Annotated in this window: 20 protein-coding genes; 12 read left to right on the top strand and 8 right to left on the bottom strand. The window is 61.1% G+C overall.

The features are described 5' to 3' along the window. Positions 1-36 precede the first annotated feature (36 nt). The 5 genes from oscA (at position 37) to V6F91_RS15330 (ending at position 4217) form a co-directional block, all read left to right on the top strand. On the top strand, positions 37-219 hold the full coding sequence (gene oscA / locus V6F91_RS15350) for a sulfur starvation response protein OscA (RefSeq protein WP_007917682.1): 183 nt from the start codon (positions 37-39) through the stop codon (positions 217-219). A 133-nt stretch (positions 220-352) separates the two neighbouring features. Next, positions 353-1366, top strand: coding sequence for a sulfate ABC transporter substrate-binding protein (locus V6F91_RS15345; RefSeq protein ID WP_332765798.1), 1014 nt, complete (start codon positions 353-355; stop codon positions 1364-1366). A gap of 154 nt (positions 1367-1520) precedes the next feature. Further along, a complete protein-coding gene (gene cysT, locus V6F91_RS15340; RefSeq protein WP_090288164.1) occupies positions 1521-2339 on the top strand; it encodes a sulfate ABC transporter permease subunit CysT in 819 nt (272 codons plus the stop codon). A gap of 12 nt (positions 2340-2351) precedes the next feature. Further along, on the top strand, positions 2352-3224 hold the full coding sequence (gene cysW / locus V6F91_RS15335) for a sulfate ABC transporter permease subunit CysW (RefSeq protein ID WP_090288166.1): 873 nt from the start codon (positions 2352-2354) through the stop codon (positions 3222-3224). Between the two features lie 3 nt (positions 3225-3227). Then, positions 3228-4217 carry a sulfate ABC transporter ATP-binding protein gene (locus tag V6F91_RS15330; protein WP_332765794.1) on the top strand — a complete coding sequence of 330 codons (990 nt, stop codon included), beginning with the start codon at positions 3228-3230 and terminating at the stop codon, positions 4215-4217. A 91-nt stretch (positions 4218-4308) separates the two neighbouring features. On the opposite strand, the gene V6F91_RS15325 is transcribed toward V6F91_RS15330, so the two are convergent. Continuing rightward, positions 4309-4833: a DUF962 domain-containing protein gene (locus V6F91_RS15325; RefSeq protein WP_332765792.1), complete on the bottom strand. Its 525-nt coding sequence runs from the start codon at positions 4831-4833 to the stop codon at positions 4309-4311. A gap of 85 nt (positions 4834-4918) precedes the next feature. Here V6F91_RS15325 and V6F91_RS15320 point away from each other — a divergent pair, with 85 nt between their 5' ends. Then, positions 4919-5596 carry a Crp/Fnr family transcriptional regulator gene (locus tag V6F91_RS15320; RefSeq protein ID WP_332765790.1) on the top strand — a complete coding sequence of 226 codons (678 nt, stop codon included), beginning with the start codon at positions 4919-4921 and terminating at the stop codon, positions 5594-5596. A 123-nt stretch (positions 5597-5719) separates the two neighbouring features. Here V6F91_RS15320 and uraH read toward each other — a convergent pair whose 3' ends face one another. Beyond that, complete coding sequence (gene uraH, locus V6F91_RS15310; RefSeq protein ID WP_332765788.1) at positions 5720-6130, bottom strand: hydroxyisourate hydrolase; 411 nt, start codon at positions 6128-6130, stop codon at positions 5720-5722. Between the two features lie 11 nt (positions 6131-6141). Then, positions 6142-6627 carry a heme-binding protein gene (locus V6F91_RS15305; RefSeq protein WP_332765786.1) on the bottom strand — a complete coding sequence of 162 codons (486 nt, stop codon included), beginning with the start codon at positions 6625-6627 and terminating at the stop codon, positions 6142-6144. A gap of 136 nt (positions 6628-6763) precedes the next feature. On the opposite strand from V6F91_RS15305, the gene V6F91_RS15300 reads away from it, so the two are divergent. The 3 genes from V6F91_RS15300 (at position 6764) to V6F91_RS15290 (ending at position 9176) form a co-directional block, all read left to right on the top strand. Then, complete coding sequence (locus V6F91_RS15300) at positions 6764-7444, top strand: heavy metal response regulator transcription factor (RefSeq protein ID WP_090288178.1); 681 nt, start codon at positions 6764-6766, stop codon at positions 7442-7444. Then, positions 7434-8822, top strand: a complete 1389-nt coding sequence (locus V6F91_RS15295) for a heavy metal sensor histidine kinase (protein ID WP_332765783.1) — start codon at positions 7434-7436, stop codon at positions 8820-8822. Before V6F91_RS15300 ends, V6F91_RS15295 begins: the two co-directional genes overlap by 11 nt. Before the next feature lie 108 nt (positions 8823-8930). Next, a complete protein-coding gene (locus tag V6F91_RS15290; RefSeq protein WP_186632139.1) occupies positions 8931-9176 on the top strand; it encodes a helix-turn-helix domain-containing protein in 246 nt (81 codons plus the stop codon). A gap of 37 nt (positions 9177-9213) precedes the next feature. Here V6F91_RS15290 and V6F91_RS15285 read toward each other — a convergent pair whose 3' ends face one another. Next, the gene (locus tag V6F91_RS15285; protein WP_332765778.1) at positions 9214-10218 is read right to left on the bottom strand and encodes an AraC family transcriptional regulator; all 1005 of its coding nucleotides are present in this window, start codon (positions 10216-10218) and stop codon (positions 9214-9216) included. A gap of 100 nt (positions 10219-10318) precedes the next feature. On the opposite strand from V6F91_RS15285, the gene V6F91_RS15280 reads away from it, so the two are divergent. Beyond that, positions 10319-11389 carry a fatty acid desaturase gene (locus V6F91_RS15280; protein ID WP_332765776.1) on the top strand — a complete coding sequence of 357 codons (1071 nt, stop codon included), beginning with the start codon at positions 10319-10321 and terminating at the stop codon, positions 11387-11389. Positions 11390-11566: 177 nt separating this feature from the next. On the opposite strand, the gene V6F91_RS15275 is transcribed toward V6F91_RS15280, so the two are convergent. The 3 genes from V6F91_RS15275 to V6F91_RS15265 are packed head-to-tail and all read right to left on the bottom strand — an operon-like array spanning position 11567 to position 15602. Beyond that, positions 11567-13177, bottom strand: coding sequence for an arylsulfatase (locus V6F91_RS15275; protein ID WP_332765774.1), 1611 nt, complete (start codon positions 13175-13177; stop codon positions 11567-11569). Positions 13178-13191: 14 nt separating this feature from the next. After that, complete coding sequence (locus tag V6F91_RS15270) at positions 13192-14007, bottom strand: ABC transporter ATP-binding protein (RefSeq protein WP_332765772.1); 816 nt, start codon at positions 14005-14007, stop codon at positions 13192-13194. After that, positions 14004-15602 (bottom strand): ABC transporter permease, encoded by a 1599-nt coding sequence (locus tag V6F91_RS15265; RefSeq protein ID WP_332765770.1) that lies wholly within the window; start codon positions 15600-15602, stop codon positions 14004-14006. The genes V6F91_RS15270 and V6F91_RS15265 overlap by 4 nt, the downstream gene beginning before the upstream one ends. Positions 15603-15895: 293 nt before the next feature. Between V6F91_RS15265 and V6F91_RS15260 the strand changes: the two genes are divergently transcribed. After that, on the top strand, positions 15896-16909 hold the full coding sequence (locus V6F91_RS15260; protein ID WP_332765768.1) for an ABC transporter substrate-binding protein: 1014 nt from the start codon (positions 15896-15898) through the stop codon (positions 16907-16909). A gap of 96 nt (positions 16910-17005) precedes the next feature. Here the strand turns inward: V6F91_RS15260 and V6F91_RS15255 are convergent, their stop codons facing one another. Beyond that, complete coding sequence (locus tag V6F91_RS15255) at positions 17006-17926, bottom strand: LysR family transcriptional regulator (protein WP_332765766.1); 921 nt, start codon at positions 17924-17926, stop codon at positions 17006-17008. Between the two features lie 180 nt (positions 17927-18106). Between V6F91_RS15255 and V6F91_RS15250 the strand changes: the two genes are divergently transcribed. Beyond that, entirely contained in the window at positions 18107-19015 is a 909-nt protein-coding gene (locus V6F91_RS15250; protein ID WP_332765764.1) for a TauD/TfdA family dioxygenase, read from the top strand. The last annotated feature ends 128 nt before the right edge of the window (positions 19016-19143 follow it).

The raw sequence follows: 19143 nt of genomic DNA, 5'->3' as shown, positions 1-19143 counted from the left end.
CACTGCCAGGCATATCCCCTTCAAAGGAGCAGCACCATGAGCGCATCCCTTCGCAGCGTTGACGGTCAGGACGAAAGCACGATCTTGCGGGAAATCCAGAGCGCCCTGCGCGATCTGCGTTTTGGCGCGGTGGAAATCACTGTGCACAACGCCCAGGTCGTGCAGATCGAACGCAAAGAGAAATTCCGCTTGCAGCAACCCGGCAAGCAACCGGGCTGAAAGATTGCAGCCTGCGTCAGCTCCTGCGGGGAGCTTCAGACAAGAGCTGGCGCAGGCGGCGATCTTTAACCGGCAGCCGATTACGCAGTCCATAAGAACAAAGCCACCACCGAGAACTCCAGGAGCTTTCACCATGTCGTCGATTCGCCGTTACGCTTTGGCCGCGCTGGCCAGTGCCGTGTTTGCCGGTTCCGCGGTTGCCAAGGATTACGAACTGCTCAACGTCTCGTATGACCCGACTCGCGAGCTGTATCAGGACTACAACGCCGAATTCATCAAGTTCTGGCAGAAAGATCACGCCGGCGACACCGTGAAAATCCAGCAATCCCATGGTGGCTCGGGCAAACAGGCGCGTGCGGTGATCGACGGTCTGCGCGCCGACGTCGTAACCCTGGCCCTGGCCGGCGACATCGACGAAGTGGCCAAGCTCGGCAAGAGCCTGCCTGCCGATTGGCAGAAGCGTCTGCCGGAAGCGAGCACGCCGTACACCTCGACCATCGTCTTCCTGGTGCGCAAGGGCAACCCGAAAGGCATCAAGGACTGGGGCGATCTGGTCAAGAACGACGTCTCGGTGATCACGCCCAACCCGAAAACCTCCGGCGGTGCGCGCTGGAACTTCCTCGCAGCCTGGGCCTACGGCCTGAAAGCCAACGGCGGTGACGAAGCCAAGGCCAAGGAATACGTACAGACCCTGTTCAAGCACGTGCCGATTCTCGACACTGGCGCACGCGGTTCGACCATCACGTTCGTCAACAACGGTCAGGGTGATGTGCTGCTGGCGTGGGAAAACGAAGCGTTCCTGGCACTGAAAGAAGACGGTGGCGCCGACAAGTTCGACATCATCGTGCCTTCGCTGTCGATCCTCGCCGAGCCGCCCGTGGCCGTGGTCGACAAGAACGCCGAGAAGAAAGGCAACGAGCAGATCGCCGAAGCCTATCTGAAGCACCTGTACAGCCCGGCCGGTCAGGAGATCGCGGCGAAGAACTTCTACCGTCCGCGTGACAAGGACGTGGCCGCGAAATACGCCCAGCAGTTCCCGAAACTGGAGCTGGTGACCATCGACAAGGACTTCGGTGGCTGGAAATCCGCGCAGCCAAAATTCTTCAACGATGGCGGCGTGTTCGACCAGATTTATCAGGCGCAGTAATCTCATCTAAACCGGCCTGATGTCTGGGCACATGACATGTGGGAGCGAGCCTGCTCGCGAAGGCGGTATTTCAGGCGGCAGGGATGTTGGCTGATACTGCCCCTTCGCGAGCAGGCTCGCTCCCACATTGATGCGTTTTTAACCAGGGACTTTTATGTCGCGTCGTATCTCCCCCGTCATACCCGGCTTCGGGCTGACGCTGGGCTACACCTTGGTGTACCTCAGTCTGATTGTGCTTATCCCGCTGGCGGCGATGTTCGTCCACGCCGCTCAGCTGACCTGGGAGCAGTTCTGGGCGATCATTTCCGCACCGCGGGTGCTGGCGGCGTTGAAGCTGAGCTTTGGCACGGCGCTGTGCGCGGCGATCATCAACGGCATTATCGGCACGTTGCTGGCCTGGGTGCTGGTGCGCTACACCTTCCCCGGGCGCAAGGTGATCGACGCGATGATCGATCTGCCGTTCGCGCTGCCCACGGCCGTGGCCGGTATCGCGCTGACCGCGCTGTATGCCCCGACCGGACTGGTCGGGCAGTTCGCCACCGATCTGGGTTTCAAGATCGCCTACACGCCGCTGGGTATCACCCTGGCGCTGACCTTTGTGACTCTGCCGTTCGTGGTGCGCACAGTGCAACCGGTGCTGGCCGACATTCCTCGCGAAGTCGAAGAAGCCGCCGCGTGCCTCGGGGCCAAGCCGATCCAGGTGTTTCGCCATATCCTCGTACCGGCGCTGCTGCCTGCATGGCTGACCGGTTTTGCCCTGGCGTTTGCCCGTGGCGTTGGCGAGTACGGTTCGGTGATCTTCATCGCCGGCAACATGCCGATGAAAACCGAGATCCTGCCGCTGCTGATCATGGTCAAGCTCGACCAGTACGATTACACCGGCGCCACGGCCATCGGCGTGTTGATGCTGGTGGTTTCCTTTGTCCTGTTGCTGCTGATCAACTTGCTGCAGCGGCGCATCGAAACCCCATAAGGAGGCGCGCACATGTCCCAATCGTCTATTGCGGCCGCCTCGGCGGCCAACGCTGCGCGGCGTGGCAGTGCCACTTCACGCAGAGTCCTGATCGGTCTTGGCTGGCTGATCTTTTTCCTGTTTCTGCTGCTGCCGTTGTTCATCGTCGTCTCGCAGGGTTTGAAGAACGGCCTCGGTGCGTTCTTCACGGCGATCTTCGAGCCGGATGCGCTGTCGGCGCTGAAACTTACGGTGTTCGCGGTGCTGATTTCGGTGCCGCTGAACCTGGTGTTCGGCGTCAGCGCCGCGTGGTGCGTGAGCAAATACTCGTTCCGCGGCAAGAGCATGCTGGTGACGCTGATCGACCTGCCGTTTTCCGTGTCGCCAGTGATCGCCGGTCTGGTCTACGTGCTGATGTTCGGCGCGCAGGGCCTGTTCGGGCCGTGGCTGCAGGATCACGATATCCAGATCGTCTTCGCCCTGCCGGGGATTGTGCTGGCGACGATTTTCGTCACGGTGCCATTCGTGGCTCGCGAGCTGATTCCGCTGATGCAGGAACAAGGTACCCAGGAAGAGGAGGCCGCGCGTCTGCTCGGCGCCAATGGCTGGCAGATGTTCTGGCATGTCACCGTGCCCAACATCAAATGGGGCCTGATCTATGGCGTGGTGCTGTGTACCGCGCGCGCCATGGGTGAGTTCGGTGCGGTGTCGGTGGTGTCCGGACACATTCGCGGGGTGACCAACACCTTGCCGCTGCACGTCGAGATCCTCTACAACGAATACAACCACGTGGCCGCGTTCGCCGTGGCGAGCCTGTTGCTGATCCTGGCGCTCTTCATCCTGCTGCTCAAGCAGTGGAGCGAAAACCGTATCAACCGCCTGCGCGCCAGCGCCGCGGAGGAATAATTCATGTCGATCGAAGTGCGTAACGTCAGCAAGAATTTCAACGCGTTCAAGGCGCTGGACAACATCAGCCTGGACATCCAGAGCGGAGAACTGGTCGCGCTGCTGGGCCCGTCGGGCTGCGGCAAAACCACTCTGCTGCGGATCATTGCCGGTCTGGAAACCCCGGATCAGGGCAACATCGTTTTCCACGGTGAAGACGTCTCCGGCCACGACGTGCGTGATCGCAACGTCGGTTTCGTGTTCCAGCATTACGCTCTGTTCCGGCACATGACGGTATTCGACAACGTCGCGTTCGGCCTGCGCATGAAACCGAAAAACCAGCGCCCGAGCGAAAGCCAGATCGCGACCAAGGTTCACGAACTGCTGAACATGGTGCAACTGGACTGGTTGTCGGATCGCTACCCGGAGCAACTGTCCGGTGGTCAGCGCCAACGCATCGCGCTCGCCCGTGCGTTGGCGGTGGAGCCGAAAGTGCTGCTGCTGGACGAGCCGTTCGGCGCCCTCGACGCCAAGGTGCGCAAAGAGCTGCGCCGCTGGCTGGCGCGCTTGCACGAAGACATCAACCTGACCTCGGTATTCGTGACTCACGATCAGGAAGAGGCGATGGAAGTCGCGGACCGTATCGTGGTGATGAACAAGGGCGTGATCGAGCAGATTGGCTCACCGGGCGACGTCTACGAAAATCCGGCCAGTGATTTTGTTTATCACTTCCTCGGCGATTCGAATCGTTTGCTGCTCAGCGACGACAACCACGTGCTGTTCCGCCCGCATGAGGTGTCGTTGTCCAGACATGAGCTGGAGGATCACCATGCCGCTGAAGTCCGCGATATCCGGCCGTTGGGCGCGACCACGCGGGTGACGTTGAAGGTTGAGGGGCAGAGCGATCTGATCGAGGCCGAAGTGGTGAAGGATCACGACAGCCTGATCGGCCTGGCCAAGGGTGAAACCCTGTTCTTCAAACCGAAGGTCTGGCAGAAAGTCGCCAACCTTTAAAGTCAAAAGCTTCGCGAGCAGGCTCGCTCCCACACTGGATCTGTGATCGCCACAAGTCCCCTGTGGGAGCGAGCCTGCTCGCGAAAGCGATTCAGACAGCCGCACGATTCGGATTGACCCGCACCCCTCCGGACCGCGCCTCGATCTGCGCTTTCAGTTCATGCCGCATCCCGAGCATGAACGCCAGCTCGGCCACCACAAACAACGGGCCGACAATCAGCCCCGACACATCATCGACAAACGCCGGTTTGCGCCCTTCATAGTGATGCCCGACAAACTGGATCACCCAGCCAATCACGAACATCCCCAAGCCGCTGCTCAGCCAGACCATCGTGCTCTGCTGCGCCAGTACATGCCCGGCCCAGACCGACAGCCCCATCAGCACCGTCATCAGTACGCCGAGCTTCAGTTCCAGGCGCAGATAAAACCACGCCGAGGCCAGCGCCAGCAGAACGGCGGGCGAGATCCACAAGCCGCCCAGCGACCATTCGGGGCGCGACAACAACACCGCCACCGCGACGACGATCAGCGGAATGCCGACAAAGTGGCTGGCGATGTTGCGCGGGTCGCGGTGGTAGGCGGCGTATTGGCTGAGATGGTCGACGAGGCTTTTCATTGTTGTTCCTCCAGTGGGATTAGTCGCATCATCCCTCGACAACAGGGTTCGCTCTGTCGGGCAGGCGACAATCCAGGAGGGTTTTATGCACATACGTTCACGGCTGCTGACCGGGCACTGGTTCAGTCATCTGCCGGCATCCTTTCAGGATAGTCTGCTGGCGGCGAGCCGTGAGCGGCGGCTGACGGCGGGACAGCGCCTGTTTCAGCGCGGTGACGCACCGTGCGGCTTGTACGCGGTGCTCGATGGCGCCGTGCGCATTGGCGCGGTGAGCGAGCAGGGCAAAGAGGCGTTGTTGAGTCTGGTCGAGGTGCCGCACTGGTTTGGCGAAATCTGCCTGTTCGATGGTCAGCCACGCACCCATGATGCTTATGCAGTCGGGGCCTGCACTTTGCTGAACATTCCGCAGGCGGCATTGTTGAAATTGCTCGACGAGCAACCCGTATATTGGCGGCATCTGGCGCTGCTGATGAGCCACAAGTTACGTCTGGCATTCATCAGTCTCGAACAGCTGAGCCTGCTGCCGGCCCCCGCGCGGCTGGCCCATCGTTTGCTGATGATTGCCGAAGGCTACGGCGAACTCGACGCACCGCGCCGAGTGCTGCAACTGCCGCAGGAGCAATTGGCCGCGATGCTGTCGCTGTCGCGGCAGACCACCAACCAGATCCTCAAGGATCTGCAGGGGCAGGGGGTCATTGGTCTGGCATACGGCGAGATCGAAATCCTCGATGTCGCGCGATTGCGTGCCTTGGCCACACTCTGAATAACACCAATTATCCGTGTGGGAGCGAGCTTGCTCGCGAATGCGGTGAATCATTCAACAGAAATGTTGACTGACCTGACGCCTTCGCGAGCAGGCTCGCTCCCACAGGGTTCTGTGCTGTTTTCAGGAACCGCGATAGGTCGAGAAACCATACGGGCTGAGCAGCAGCGGGATGTGGTAATGCTGGTCGGTCTGCTTCACTTGGAAGATCACCGGGATTTCCGGGAAGAACGTGTCGTGCTTGATCTTCTTGTAGTACTCGCCGGTCTTGAACACCACGCGGTATTCACCCGCTTCAAAGGGCTGCCTTGCCGGAAACAATTCGGCGATTCGCCCCTGTTCGTTGGTGGTGCCTTGCGCCAGCGGCTGCCAGTCCGTGCCGACATGCTTTTCCAGCGAGACGTTGATGCCCGGCGAGGGCAGGCCGTTTTCCAGGTTGAGCACGTGTACGCTCAACGGGTTGCCGGCGGCCAGCGCCAGGCTCGAAACAGCGCTCAGGCCAAGGGCGGCGAGGGTCATGCGCAGGGTGGTCATGGTGGTTCTCCTTAGTGGGAAGGGGTGATGCTCAGGCCAGCCTTGTCGGCGGCCGCGAGGGCACAGTTTTCGTCCTGCTCGCCGCCGCCGGAACCGGCTACGCCCATGGCGCCGACCAGTTCGCTGCCGGCGAACAACGGGATGCCGCCGCCCAGCAACAGCAGTTCATCGAGGGTGTTGAGGTTGGCGGTTTCCGGGTTGCTGCGGGCACGCTCGGCGAACAGTCGCGTCGGCGTCTTGGTCGACAGCGCGGTGTAGGCCTTGCGCTGGCTGGCGGCGGTGTTGTGCGGGCCGATGCCATCGCCGCGCAGGGTCACCAGCAGATTGCCGCCACGGTCGAGCACCGACACCGTGCCGGTACAGGTGCTCATCGCCTTGTCGGCGAGCCAGCGGGCGGTTTTCAGATCGAGGTCGGCGTGACGCGGCAATTCCGGGCTGGCGACAGCGGCGCCACTCAGGCCGATCATCAGGCTTGCAACGAGGTATTTGACGGTCATGGACAAGCTCCAGAAGCGAAGGTCGTCACCTTAACGGCCGGTCCTCGTCAGAACCTCGTCAGTTGGATTACAAGTTTGTAATGGGCAACGCCGCCGAAGGCGCCTAGCCTGTGTGCCTTAATGAACGAGGTGTGCCATGCGTTTGCTGGTTGTAGAAGACGAAGCCAAAACCGCGAATTTCCTCGCCAAGGGTCTGGGCGAGTCGGGTTTTGCCGTGGACGTGGCGCTCAATGGCCTCGATGGCCGCTACTTTATCGAGCAGCAGGAATATGACCTGATCATCCTCGACGTAATGCTGCCTGGTCTCAACGGCTGGCAATTGCTGCAACTGATCCGCCAGCGCGGCGCCACTCCCGTGTTGTTTCTCACGGCCAAGGACGCCATTGAAGACCGCGTACGCGGCCTCGAACTGGGTGCCGACGATTACCTGCTCAAACCCTTCGCCTTCGCCGAACTGCTCGCGCGGGTGCGCACCTTGCTGCGCCGCGGGCCGATGCGCGAGGCCGAGTCTTACCAGATCGCCGATCTGGAGATCGATGTGCTGCGCCGCCGCGTCAGTCGTGGTGGCCAGCGCATCGCCCTGACCAACAAGGAATTCGCTCTGCTGCAATTGCTCGCCAGCCGCCAGGGCGAAGTGTTGTCGCGCACGCTGATCGCCTCGCAGGTGTGGAATCTGAATTTCGACAGTGACACCAACATGGTCGAAGTGGCGGTGCGCCGTCTGCGCTCGAAGGTTGATGATCCGTATATGCCAAAACTTATCCACACCGTGCGCGGTGTCGGTTATCAGCTGGAAGCGCCCGACGATGTGGAGTAAGTCGATCGCCTGGCGTCTGGCGATGGCCTTCGCCATCGTCTGTGCCTTGGTGCTGAGCGCGATTGGCGTGTTCCTCTATCGTTCGCTGGCCTCGGAGCTGGCCTTCCGTGACGATATGGCCCTGCTCGGTCGCCTCGAACAGGTGCGCGCGTTGCTCGCCGACAGTGACAGCCTTGATGCCCTGCAAGCGCGGCCGCGGCTGTACCAGAACATGCTCGGCAATCTCGACAGCCTGCTGCTGGTGCGCCGCGCGGACGGCTCCAGCGTGATCGCGATCAACCCGCGTCAGCGCGAGTTGCCACGCTTGGAGGCGATTGCTCGCGAGCAGATGCCACAACGTCGCGACGTGCTGACGTGGCAGGCCGCTGACGGTGCCGAAGTGGCGCTGTTGTCCGGTCAGGCGCAGGGCCCGAACGGTGAATCCCTTACCGTAATCGCCGGCAAGGTGCTGAGCGAGCGTGAGCAGATGCTTTCCAGTTACCGCTTGCGCCTGTATCTCTCCGTCGGCCTCGGCGCGTTGCTCGCTTTTGCGCTTGGCCTGTTGCTGTTGCGCCGCGGCCTGCGACCGTTGCGCCAGTTGAGCGCAGCGGTGCGCGGCATCGATCTGCGTAGCCTTGATCAACGCTTACCTGCCGAGGGCACACCGACAGAACTGCGCGAACCGGTGCAGGCGCTCAACGGCATGCTCGCGCGGCTGGATGACAGCGTGCAGCGCCTGTCGCAATTCTCCGCCGACCTCGCCCACGAAATCCGCACGCCGTTGCACACCTTGCTGGCGAGCAATGGCCAGGCGCTGAATCATCCCCGTAGCACCGCGGAATATCAGGAAGTGCTGGCCTCGAACATGGAAGAGTTCGAACGACTCAAGCGCATGGCCGAGAACCTGATGTTCCTCGCCCGCGCCGAACAGGCCGAGCGCGCATTGAACCTGCAAAAGCTGGATTTACGCAGCGTTGGCGATGAGCTGTGTGATTACTTCGAAGCCCTGGCGGACGATCGCGACCTGCGCCTGGACAACCAACTGCACGGCGAACTGCTCGCCGATCAACAGTTGCTGCAACGGGCGCTTGGCAACCTGCTGGCCAACGCCGTGCGCCATGCCAACCCCGGCACCGTTATCAGCCTGCGCCGCCGCGACGAGCCAGGCCAGGCCTGGCTGCAAGTACACAACCACGGCCCCATTATCGCGCCCGAGCATCTAGGCAAACTGTTCGACCGCTTCTACCGCGTTGATCCGTCGCGGGCGGAACCGGGGGATTCGGGTGGGTTGGGGTTGGCGATCGTGCAGTCGATCATGCAGTTGCATGGGGGGCAGGTGGGGGTGAGGAGTGATGCGGCGGGCACTGTGTTTGAGTTGGGTTTTTTGGTGCGACATTGATCATTTGAAAAGAGGATGATGGTCATTTTTTCGCAAGAAAATGCATTCAATAGAATGCATATCGGCTGAAAATAAAAAAATGCATCGTAAATAATGCAGGCGGCTCAGATGGAAAACATAGGCAAATTAATTAGAACTCTCCGAAAAGCGAATGGGCTGTCTCAGCAAGCCCTCGCTCTGAAGTACGGTATGAGTCGCGCGACCATCTCCGGCATCGAGAACAACACGGTCTCTGACATTGGTCTGCGTAAGGTAGAGGTAATCTTGAATGGCTTCGGCTATGTACTAGACGCGGTTCGTCGACCAGCCCGTCCCACTCTCGATATGCTCAAGAAGGAAAATTTCCACACTTGAGTCCTTCCACTGACTCATAGCTTGTGCTGGTTGTAACTCAACGCAAGCCATCACGAAACTGCCCCGGCGTCATCCCGGTCCAGCGCTTGAAGGCGCGGCTGAAGCTGCTGGTGTCGGCGAAGCCGAGCAGATAACTCACCTCGCTCAACGAACACTGCGGATCGCGCAGGTGCAGCAGCGCGAGGTTTTCGCGGCTTTCGTTGAGCAGGGTGTCGAAGCGGCAGCCTTCATCGGCCAGATGCCGTTGCAGGCTGCGCAAGCTCAGGTGCAAGGCCTGGGCGATGCGCTCGGCGCTGGGTTCGCCTTCGGGCAATTGTTCTTCGATGGCGTCGCGGACCTTGCGCTCCCAGGTCAGCGGTTGCAGCTGGGCCAGGGTGCGCTTGAGTACCGCTTCGTTGTGTTCGGCCAGTTCCGGGTTAGCGTCGTCGAGGTGGCTGTCGAAGTCGGCGAGGGCGAACTCCAGGCGATCTTCGACGCAGCCGAAATGCACCGGTGCGCGAAAGACTTTGTGCCATTGATGGGCATCGGTCGGTTCAGGGCGGCGCAGATAAACCGCCAGCGGCGCGTAATCGCGGCCGAGGCGATTGCGGCAGGTGCGCACGTAGATCGCCGTGAAGGCATCGATGGCTTCGAAGGCCGGCGCCGGATTGCCCACAGGGACTTTCAAACGGAATTGATAGCGATCGTCACTGCGGCTCAGCTGCAGTTCCAGCGCATCGCTGACCACCGGGTGATAGCGCACGATACGTTCGAACACCTCGCGCAAGCTGCCGCTGGCGACCAATGCATAGCCGAGGGCGTGGAAAGTGGTCGGGCTGACGAAGCGCGACACGCGCAAGCCCAGCGCCGGATCGCCGCTGGCCTCAACGGCGAGCGCCCACAGCCGTGTGGTGCCGGACAACGGATAGCGCGCATTGGGATCGTCCATCAGGCTCGGGTCAAGGCCGGCCTGTTGGCACAGGGCGATGCTGTCCAGCCCCAGCGCATCGAGTTGCTTGCGCAAGGCACGGGTCCAGCTGGCGAGGGAGGTCGGTTCCTTCATGCTGATTGGCGCGTCCGGTCAACAGGTTGGCGTTCTTGGCTAGCGCGATTGGCGCCCCGGCAAGGCACGATTCACACATCTTAGACCCGAGGATGGAAGCATGGACGGTACTTCTGCAAGCCCCCAGCGGCTCAATGCGGCGCAGCGCTCAGCGCATATTCGCGAGGTGGTGCTGGCCAAAGGTGTGGAGCTGCGCGAGCGCTACCCGATTCTTCAGCATCAGGACGCCTTGGGCGCAGGGATTCTGGCGTTTGCTTTGGTCGGCATGATCGGCTCGGCTGCCTTGTATATCAGTGGTCACATGGCGTGGTGGGCGTGCCTGTTGCTGAACGCGTTTTTTGCCTCGCTGACTCATGAGCTGGAACACGACCTGATCCACAGCATGTATTTCCGCAAGCAGCGCGTGCCGCACAACCTGATGATGGGCCTGGTGTGGCTGGCGCGGCCGAGTACGATCAACCCGTGGATTCGGCGCCAGTTGCACCTCAATCACCACAAGGTTTCCGGCACCGAAGCCGACATGGAAGAGCGTGCAATCACCAACGGTGAGCCTTGGGGTTTTGCGCGGTTGTTGATGGTGGGCGACAACATGATGTCGGCCTTTATCCGCCTGCTGCGGGCCAGGACCTGGGCGCACAAGCTCGGCATACTCAAGCGGGTGTTCAAGGTCTACGCGCCGTTGGCGCTGCTGCACTGGGGCGCGTGGTATGTGTTTCTCGGTTTCCACGCAGCGAACGGCGTTGCCGCTCTGCTGGGGGCGCCGATCGAATGGTCGGCGAGCACGTTGGCGGTGATGCAGGTCATCGATATTGCCGTGGTGGTGATCATCGGCCCGAATGTGCTGCGCACGTTTTGCCTGCACTTCATCAGTTCGAATATGCATTACTACGGCGACGTCGAGCCGGGCAATGTGCTGCAGCAATGTCAGGTGCTGAACCCGTGGTGGCTGTGGCCGTTGCAGGCGTTCTGCTTCAACTTCGGCAGCAGCCACGGGATCCATCATTTCGTGGTCAAGGAGCCGTTTTACATCCGCCAGATGACCGTGCCGGTGGCGCACAAGGTGATGCGCGAGATGGGGGTGCGGTTCAATGATTTCGGTACGTTTGGGCGGGCGAACCGGTTTGTGCGCCGGGAAGAAAGTGCGGCGTCCGGGGAGGCGGTGCAGGCCTGACAGATTTCCCTCACCCTAGCCCTCTCCCAAAGGGAGAGGGGACTGACCGAGGTGTTTGTGCGTGTTACATCGACCTGAAACCCCGAGCCGAACTCAGGTTTGAAAAGCTTGAAAATCTGCTCCCTTTCCCCCTCTCCCTCTGGGAGAGGGCTGGGGTAAGGGGCTTTTGATCTTGTTTCAATCGGGCTGAAACGGCGAAGCACTCAAGATCACCCCGGTCTCCTCCACATACCGCTGCCAATGCCCGATCAACTCAGCGAGCTTGCCCGGCTGACTCAACGCCAGATCGTGGATCTCCCCCGGATCACTGCTCAAATCATAGAGCTGCCACGTCGCTGGCCCCACCGGCCCAGGAATCCAGACCGCTTTCCACGACCCTTGCCGAATCGCCCGGCGTCCGAACAGTTCCCAACCCGTGACCGTGTGCTCGTCATGCACCTGCGCGGTCTCGCCGGACAAAAAGCCCAGCCACGATTTGCCGCGCAACGACGCTATCGCTTTGCCTTTCCACTGTTTGCCCGGGTGACGCACGCCAGCCAGATCAAGAATCGTCGGAGTGATGTCCATCACCGTGCCGAAGCCGTGGCTGATCTGCCCTTTGAGCGCCAGTTGTGGATAGTGCAGCAACGCCGGCACACGAATGCCGCCCTCGGTGGTGAAGGCCTTGAACAACCGCGACGGCGCGGTCGCCACCTGTGCCCAGTTCGGCCCGTACCAGACGTAGGAGTTGGCGCGGCCAATGTTGTCGAGGCTGTTGTCGTAATGCTGGTTCAGATAAGTCATCAGTTCCGGGCCGAACTTGGGGAACGCTTCCAACAGCGCGCCTTCGGCACCGTTGTCGGACATGAACAGAATGAACGTATTGTCGAGCTGGCCCTGCTGGCGCAGGTAATCGACGACGCGGCCGATGTTCCAGTCCATGCGCTCGACCATCGCCGCGTAGACCTCCATGGCCCGCGCGGAAATCTGCTTCTGCTCCTCGCTCAACGCCTCCCACTGCGCGCTGAGCTGAATCAACGGATGCGGCTCGACGTCCGCTTCGATCAGGCCGAGGACCTTGAGTTTTTCCAGGCGTTCGAGGCGCAGCACGTCGGGGCCGGCGTCGTAGCGGCCGCGGTATTTCTCGACGATTTCGGCAGGCGCTTGCAGCGGCCAGTGCGGGGCGGAGAATGGCAGATAAGCGAAGAACGGTCGGGTCTGGTCGCGCTCCTTGAGGTACTGCAGCAGCTTGTCGCCAAAGGCATCGGAGGAATAGAAATCCTTGGGCAGTTCGTCGATGAATCGATCGTCTTCGATGTACAGCGCCGGGGTGGATTTCAGCAGGCCCGGCGTTTGCTCATCGTAGGTCGGCTCGAAACCATAGTGGTTGGCCGCGCCCGGCAACAGCGAAAACGAGCGCTCGAAACCGCGCGCATGCGGCGCCAGTTCGGCCGTCAAGCCGAGGTGCCATTTGCCGCTCATCAATGTTTGATAACCGGCCTCGCGCAGCAACTCCGGCAACGCCACCACGCGGTCGTTGAGATAGCCTTCGTAACCCGGTTTGCCGATCAGTTCGGGCGTCAGGGCTTCGGCCATCGTGCCGATGCCGGCGATATGGTGGTCGGTGCCGGTGAGCAGCATCGAGCGGGTCGGCGAGCAGGTCGGTGCGGTGTGAAAGTCGGTCAGGCGCAAACCGTTTTGGGCCAGCGCGTCGAGGTTCGGTGTGGCGATTTCGCCGCCGAACGCACCGATGTCGGAAAAGCCTAGATCGTCGGCCAGAATCACCAGAAAGTTGGGACGTTGCGGCATTGCAAAACTCCTGTTCAGCAGGCAATGAACGTCAGCGGCAGATCGCGGATCTGCACCGGTACGCTCGCTTGGTAATGGTCATTACGGGTCAGTTCGTGCAGCAGCTCTTCACGCAACTGATGAAAATCGAAACTGCTGCGCTGGCGCGGATGCGCCAGGGCAACGTCGACCACTTGCTTGATCCGCCCCGGACGCGGCTCCATCACCACCACGCGGTCAGCGAGGAAGATCGCTTCTTCGACGTCATGGGTGACCAGAATCGTGGTGATTTTTGCGCGTTCGCGGATCGCCAGCAGTTCGTCCTGCATCTGCTGGCGGGTCAGTGCGTCGAGGGCGCCGAAGGGTTCGTCGAGCAGCAGAATCCGTGGGCTGGCAACGAGTCCGCGGGCGATCGCCACACGCTGCGCCATGCCGCCGGACAACTGGTGCGGATAGGCGCGGGTGAAGTCGCGCAGGCCGACCAGATCGATGAAGTCGTTGATCCGCTGTTGCTTCTGAGCGGCGCTCAGCGGCTCGTTGACCAGGCCCAGACCGATGTTGTCGGCGACGCTCAACCAGGGAAACAAACGGTGCTCCTGAAAGACGATGCCGCGTTCGCGGCCGATGCCCTCCACGGGCTGGCCGTCCACGCTGATCTGCCCGCGAAACTGCGTGTCGAGTCCAACCAGCAAGCGCAGCAAGGTCGATTTTCCGCAGCCGCTGGAACCGACGATGGCGACGAATTCGCCCTCGGCAATGTCCAGATTGAATTCACGAATCGCCTCCAGTTCGAAGCCATCAACGTCGAAAGATTTGCCTACGTGGGTGAAGCTGACAATCGGTGCGTTCATGCGTGTCTCCAGCGGGTCGCGCGAATTTCCAGGCGTTGGCCGATCAGGTTGAGCAGGGCGCCGGTAAGGCCGACCAGCAGCATGCCGGCCATGATCAGGTCCATGCGCAGCAGTTGCTGCGCGCCGATCATCTGGCTGCCGATGCCACCGTTGGACGGCATGAAATATTCGGCGCCGATCGTGCCGAGCCAGGCGTAGATCAGGCTCAGCCTGAGGCCGGCGAAAATGCCCGGCGCAGCGCCGGGCAACACCAGGCGGCGCAGGCGTTGGCCGAGGCTCAGGCGCAACACGTGCGCGGCTTCGTTGAGTTGCGGCGAGAGGTTGGCGACGCTGCGTTGCGTGGCGATGAACAATGGAAAGAACGCGGCGAGGGCAACGAATACCCACTTGGCCAATTCACCGAGGCCGAACCACGCCGTGAGCAGCGGCACCCAGGCAAAAATCGCAATTTGCCGGATCGCCGCCAGCGTCGGGCCGAGCAAGCGTTCGCTGGTGCGCGACAGGCCCAGCAGCAAGCCGACGGCGAAACCGAGCCCGCCGCCGAGCAGCAAGCCGCCGACTGTGCGACCGAGGCTCAGGGCCAGGCCGCTGCTCAGCGTGCCGTCGCGCAGACCTTCCCATGCGGTGAGCACAACCGTCAGTGGGCTGACCAGAATATTGCTGTCGACCCATTGCTGCTCAGTCGCCAATTGCCACAGCGCCAGCAAGCTCAGCGGCAGCAGCCACGGTTGCAGTCGTTGCCAGCCTTCGTAACGCGGGCCTCGACGAATTTCGGCAGTCGCTGGATGCGGCCAATGCACCAGTTTGCGATCGAGCAGCCCGATACCGCGGTCCATGGCTACGCCAATCAAACCGATGACCACGATGCACACGGACACGATGTCGAGCATGAACAACTGCCGCGCCCAGACCATCAGGTAGCCGATGCCTTCGCTGGAAGCCAGCAGTTCGACGGCCAGCAGCGAGGTCCACCCGGCGGCCAGTGCCAGACGTACACCTGCCATGAACGCGGGCAGGGCGGCGGGCAAAACCAGGCGGCGGATCAACAGGTGTGGCGGCAGGCGCAGGACCTCTGCGGCTTCACGCAGTTTCGGTTGCGCATCGCGCACCCCGACCAGCGTGTGCAAGGTCACCGGCACTACGATTGCTTTGATCAGCACCACCAGTTTCAGCACTTCGCCAATGCCGAAAAACACCATGAACAAGGGAATCCAGGCCAGTGTCGGCACCTGCGCCAGTCCGGCAAATGTCGGCAGAATCAACCGCTCCAGCCGTTGGCTGAAACCCAGCGCAGCGCCTAGCGCGGCACCCATGGAAATCCCTGCGAGCAGGCCCCAGATCAAGCGTTGCAGACTGATCCACAGATGACTCCAGAGTTCGCCTTGCGCCAGCTCGACGGCGCTGTCCCAGACCAGCGAAGGCGCCGGTAAAATCTGCTCGCTCATCCAGGCGTTGCGTGCGGCCAGCCACCACAGCGCGAACAGAGCGAGCGGCAGCAGCCACGGCAAAACACGCTGGTTGAGACCAGGCCATATCGGTTGACGCTTGAGCGGTGGCGCCGGTAGCGGCAGGCTGAGTTGGGAGTGTCGGGCCATGGTTGACCTCCGTTGTCGGATGCAGACGGACCGTATGCAAAATTGATCTAACAAATAACGAGTCAATGCTATTGGGAGATAAGCCAGACCATTTAAGGCCTCCAGCACAGGCGCATCCAATGCATTCGAAGAATATTTTCGATGCTGCCCATGCATACACCGCTGCAAGCCTTGGCCGTGCTCGCTTAGCTCTTAAAGTTATAAAAATGTGCATTTATAGTATTTAAGCGCAGGTCCTGCTTCGGCCTACTTTCGGCTCCTCAACGCCCAGTCGTGATCAAGGAGCTGCATCCATGAACCTTCCCTTCAAACGAGTTTTCAGTCTGATTGCCGTTCCCGCGCTGGCTGGCCTGCTGGCGTTCAGCGCCCACGCGGAAGAGCTGAAGGAAATCCGCATTGCCGTGCCTGACCTGAGCGCCGGTACCCAGCACAGTGGCGGCGGCGTGGTCGATGTGCTGCGCGATCAGCAGATCTTCGAAAAGGCCTTTGCCGAACAAGGCATCAAGATTCAGTGGAGCTTTTTCAAAGGCGCAGGGCCGGTGATCAATGAAGCGTTCGCCAACGGTCAGGTCGATCTGGCGTATCTGGGCGATCTGGCGGCAATCATTGGCAAATCCAACGGGCTGGACACCCGCCTGCTCAGCGCCACGGCGCGCGGGGTCAAGCAGTACCTTGGCGTGGTGCCGGGGTCGGGGATCAAGACCCTGCAGGATCTCAAAGGCAAACGCGTGGCGATCTTCCGTGGCACCGCGACACAGCTTTCCTTCGACGCGGCGCTGGCCAGTCAGGGCTTGAGCGAAAAGGATTTGAAGGTCATCAATCTGGACTTCAACGCGGCGGTCGCAGCGTTGGCGGCCAGGCAGATCGATGCTTCATGGGGCAGCTCCGCGCTATCGGCGCTACAAGCCAAAGGACTGGCGGAGTTGCCGCTCAATACCAAGGACCTGGGCGGGGCCGGGAGTGTGCAGGCCGTGCTGCTGGGCACGGCAAAGTTTGTCGACGCGCACCCCGAGGTGGTGGCGAAACTGCTCAAGGCACAGCAGCAAGCATTTGCGTGGCTGAGCGAAGAAGGCAACAAGGGCGCTTACGTGCAACTGGTGTCGGGGCTGGCCAGTTACCCGCCGGTGATCCTCACCCAGGATCTGCAGGATCAGAATTTGAGTGAAGTGTTCCAGTCGACGCTTGACCCGGTGTTCCTCGGCAAACTGCAGGATTCGGTGGACCTGGCGGCGCAGCAGAAGCTGATTCGCAAGCCGTTCAAGGTGAGCGATTGGGTGGCGCCTGAACTCTCTGCCGCCAGGCTCTGATTATTCAGCGGCTGATCGGACGCTTTCGCGAGCAGGCTCGCTCCCACCTGGAAATGCATTTGAAGGGTGGGAGCGAGCCTGCTCGCGAAGAGGTCCTCAAACAGCGACGCTTATCTGTTGGTTATCCACCGCCACCAGCGTTTCGATCATCGCCCTTGCCGCCGGCGACAGGCGAAACCCGGTGCGGCTGACGATGCCGCAGCGTGCGTTCATGCTCTCCAGGTTATGCGGCAAATTCCGCCAGTGCAGCAGCACCAGCGAACCCTTGGCAATGTCCTCGACAAACGCCTCCTCCGTGCCCACGCCGATCGCATTCGATTGCAGCACCACTTTGACCAATGCCGGGAAATGCTCGGTTTCGATGGTCGGGGAAAAATCGGTGCGTCCGCTGAGGTTCGCCAACAGTTTGCGAATCCCCGGCGGGATCAGCGTGGTCGCCAGCGGATAGTCGAACATGTCGTTGGTCGACAGGCTTTCCTTGGCTAGCAACGGATGCCCCGGACGGCAGAAAAATACCCCGCGTTTGGGGGTCAGCGCCTGGGTCTGAAAATTCGGGTCGGACTCGAAATGACGAATGTCGGCGATGAAAAATTCGATCTCCTCGCGGCTCAGCGCGCGGCTGAGCTTTTCCCAGTTATCTACCTGAAAACAGGTGCGCACTTTCGGGTGCGCATTGATGAATTGCGCCACCGCATCCGGCACCAGTTTCACCGCCGGCGCCGGGCCGCAACCGAAGTGCACTTCACCGGCATCGAGCTTGGTCATTTGCGTCACTTCGGCGCTGAGCAGAGCCGCGCCCTGCACCAGGCTCAGGGCGTGCTGCAGCACTACCTGGCCTTCGGGAGTGGGGCGCAGATCCTTGTTGCCGCGGTCCACCAGCACACAGCCGAATTCCTGCTCCAGCCCCTGAATGCTACGGCTGAACGCCGGTTGAGTGATGCCCATGGCGTCCGCCGCACGGACAAAACTGCGGTGTTCGTTAAGGGCGATGAAGTAGCGCAACTGGCGAAGATCCATATGCTTTTCCGGCATCCTAAAAATAGCTCGAAGGCATTTGCGGCGAGGGTTGCCTGAGGTTTTAAATGCAAGCTCTTATTCCGTCAACGAAGCATACGAATATCTGTTAGATGTAAATAGCATATAGATAGAGCGTTGTTTCGCTGCCGCCAACCGCAAGCAGTCGATGAGGGTCTACCCATGAGCAATGCCGCACTCGCTGTAAAACCCGCTGTCCACGCGCTGGAAATCCACCCGGTGGCCGGTCGTATCGGCGCCGAGATCCGTGGCGTGCACCTGTCCGGTGAGCTGGACGCCGCCACGGTCGAAGCCATCCAGCAGGCACTGGTCGAGTACAAGGTGGTGTTCTTCCGCGAGCAGACCCAGCTTGACGATCAGCGTCAGGAAGCCTTCGCGCATTTGCTCGGCGAACCGGTGGCGCACCCGACCGTGCCGTCGCGCGAAGGCACCCGTTATCTGCTCGAACTGGACGGCGCCGAAGGTCAGCGCGCCAACTCCTGGCACACTGACGTGACCTTCGTAGATGCTTACCCGAAAGCCTCGATCCTGCGCTCGGTGGTGGCCCCGGCGTTCGGTGGCGACACGCTGTGGGCCAACACCGCCACGGCGTACAACGGCCTGCCGAGCGAGTTGCGTGAACTGGCCGACAAACTGATCGCCGTGCACAGCAACGAATACGATTACGCCAGCGCCAAGCCGGACGTCTCGGCAGAGAAGCTTGAACGCTACCGCAAGGTCTTCACCTCGACGGTGTACGAGACTGAGCACCCGGTCGTCCGCGTGCATCCGATCAGCGGTGAAAAGAGCCTGCTGCTGGGGCATTTCGTCAAACGCATCAAGGGTTATTCGCAGGCAGACTCGGCGCATCTGTTCGGGCTGTTGCAAAGCCATGTGATCCGCCAGGAAAACACCGTGCGCTGGCGCTGGAAGGCCGGTGACGTGGCGATCTGGGACAACCGCTCGACGCAGCATTATGCGATCGATGATTACGGCACGCAGGATCGGGTGGTGCGTCGGGTGACGCTCAAGGGTGAAGTGCCGGTGGGCGCGAATGGGCAGCGCAGTCAAACCATCAAAGGTCGTGACTGAAGATCAACAGCCCCTCATCGGAACGCCGCCCGCCCAGCCCTCTCCGAGAGGGAGAGGGAGCCGACCGAGTTGTCTCGCGTTATGCATCGACCTGAAAGACCTTATCGATTATGGATTGGTGAAGCTGG

Source organism: Pseudomonas koreensis (assembly GCF_036668835.1).
GTDB lineage: Bacteria > Pseudomonadota > Gammaproteobacteria > Pseudomonadales > Pseudomonadaceae > Aquipseudomonas > Aquipseudomonas koreensis_I.
The sequence above is the reverse complement of the archived record's forward strand: the minus strand, read 5'-3'. Positions and strand labels throughout refer to the sequence as shown.

Coding starts and splice junctions, on each gene's coding strand:
- oscA (WP_007917682.1), top strand. CDS start 37: ATGAGCGCATCCCTTCGCAGCGTTGACGGTCAGGACGAAAGCACGATC.
- V6F91_RS15345 (WP_332765798.1), top strand. CDS start 353: ATGTCGTCGATTCGCCGTTACGCTTTGGCCGCGCTGGCCAGTGCCGTG.
- cysT (WP_090288164.1), top strand. CDS start 1,521: ATGTCGCGTCGTATCTCCCCCGTCATACCCGGCTTCGGGCTGACGCTG.
- cysW (WP_090288166.1), top strand. CDS start 2,352: ATGTCCCAATCGTCTATTGCGGCCGCCTCGGCGGCCAACGCTGCGCGG.
- V6F91_RS15330 (WP_332765794.1), top strand. CDS start 3,228: ATGTCGATCGAAGTGCGTAACGTCAGCAAGAATTTCAACGCGTTCAAG.
- V6F91_RS15325 (WP_332765792.1), bottom strand. CDS start 4,833: ATGAAAAGCCTCGTCGACCATCTCAGCCAATACGCCGCCTACCACCGC.
- V6F91_RS15320 (WP_332765790.1), top strand. CDS start 4,919: ATGCACATACGTTCACGGCTGCTGACCGGGCACTGGTTCAGTCATCTG.
- uraH (WP_332765788.1), bottom strand. CDS start 6,130: ATGACCACCCTGCGCATGACCCTCGCCGCCCTTGGCCTGAGCGCTGTT.
- V6F91_RS15305 (WP_332765786.1), bottom strand. CDS start 6,627: ATGACCGTCAAATACCTCGTTGCAAGCCTGATGATCGGCCTGAGTGGC.
- V6F91_RS15300 (WP_090288178.1), top strand. CDS start 6,764: ATGCGTTTGCTGGTTGTAGAAGACGAAGCCAAAACCGCGAATTTCCTC.
- V6F91_RS15295 (WP_332765783.1), top strand. CDS start 7,434: ATGTGGAGTAAGTCGATCGCCTGGCGTCTGGCGATGGCCTTCGCCATC.
- V6F91_RS15290 (WP_186632139.1), top strand. CDS start 8,931: ATGGAAAACATAGGCAAATTAATTAGAACTCTCCGAAAAGCGAATGGG.
- V6F91_RS15285 (WP_332765778.1), bottom strand. CDS start 10,218: ATGAAGGAACCGACCTCCCTCGCCAGCTGGACCCGTGCCTTGCGCAAG.
- V6F91_RS15280 (WP_332765776.1), top strand. CDS start 10,319: ATGGACGGTACTTCTGCAAGCCCCCAGCGGCTCAATGCGGCGCAGCGC.
- V6F91_RS15275 (WP_332765774.1), bottom strand. CDS start 13,177: ATGCCGCAACGTCCCAACTTTCTGGTGATTCTGGCCGACGATCTAGGC.
- V6F91_RS15270 (WP_332765772.1), bottom strand. CDS start 14,007: ATGAACGCACCGATTGTCAGCTTCACCCACGTAGGCAAATCTTTCGAC.
- V6F91_RS15265 (WP_332765770.1), bottom strand. CDS start 15,602: ATGGCCCGACACTCCCAACTCAGCCTGCCGCTACCGGCGCCACCGCTC.
- V6F91_RS15260 (WP_332765768.1), top strand. CDS start 15,896: ATGAACCTTCCCTTCAAACGAGTTTTCAGTCTGATTGCCGTTCCCGCG.
- V6F91_RS15255 (WP_332765766.1), bottom strand. CDS start 17,926: ATGGATCTTCGCCAGTTGCGCTACTTCATCGCCCTTAACGAACACCGC.
- V6F91_RS15250 (WP_332765764.1), top strand. CDS start 18,107: ATGAGCAATGCCGCACTCGCTGTAAAACCCGCTGTCCACGCGCTGGAA.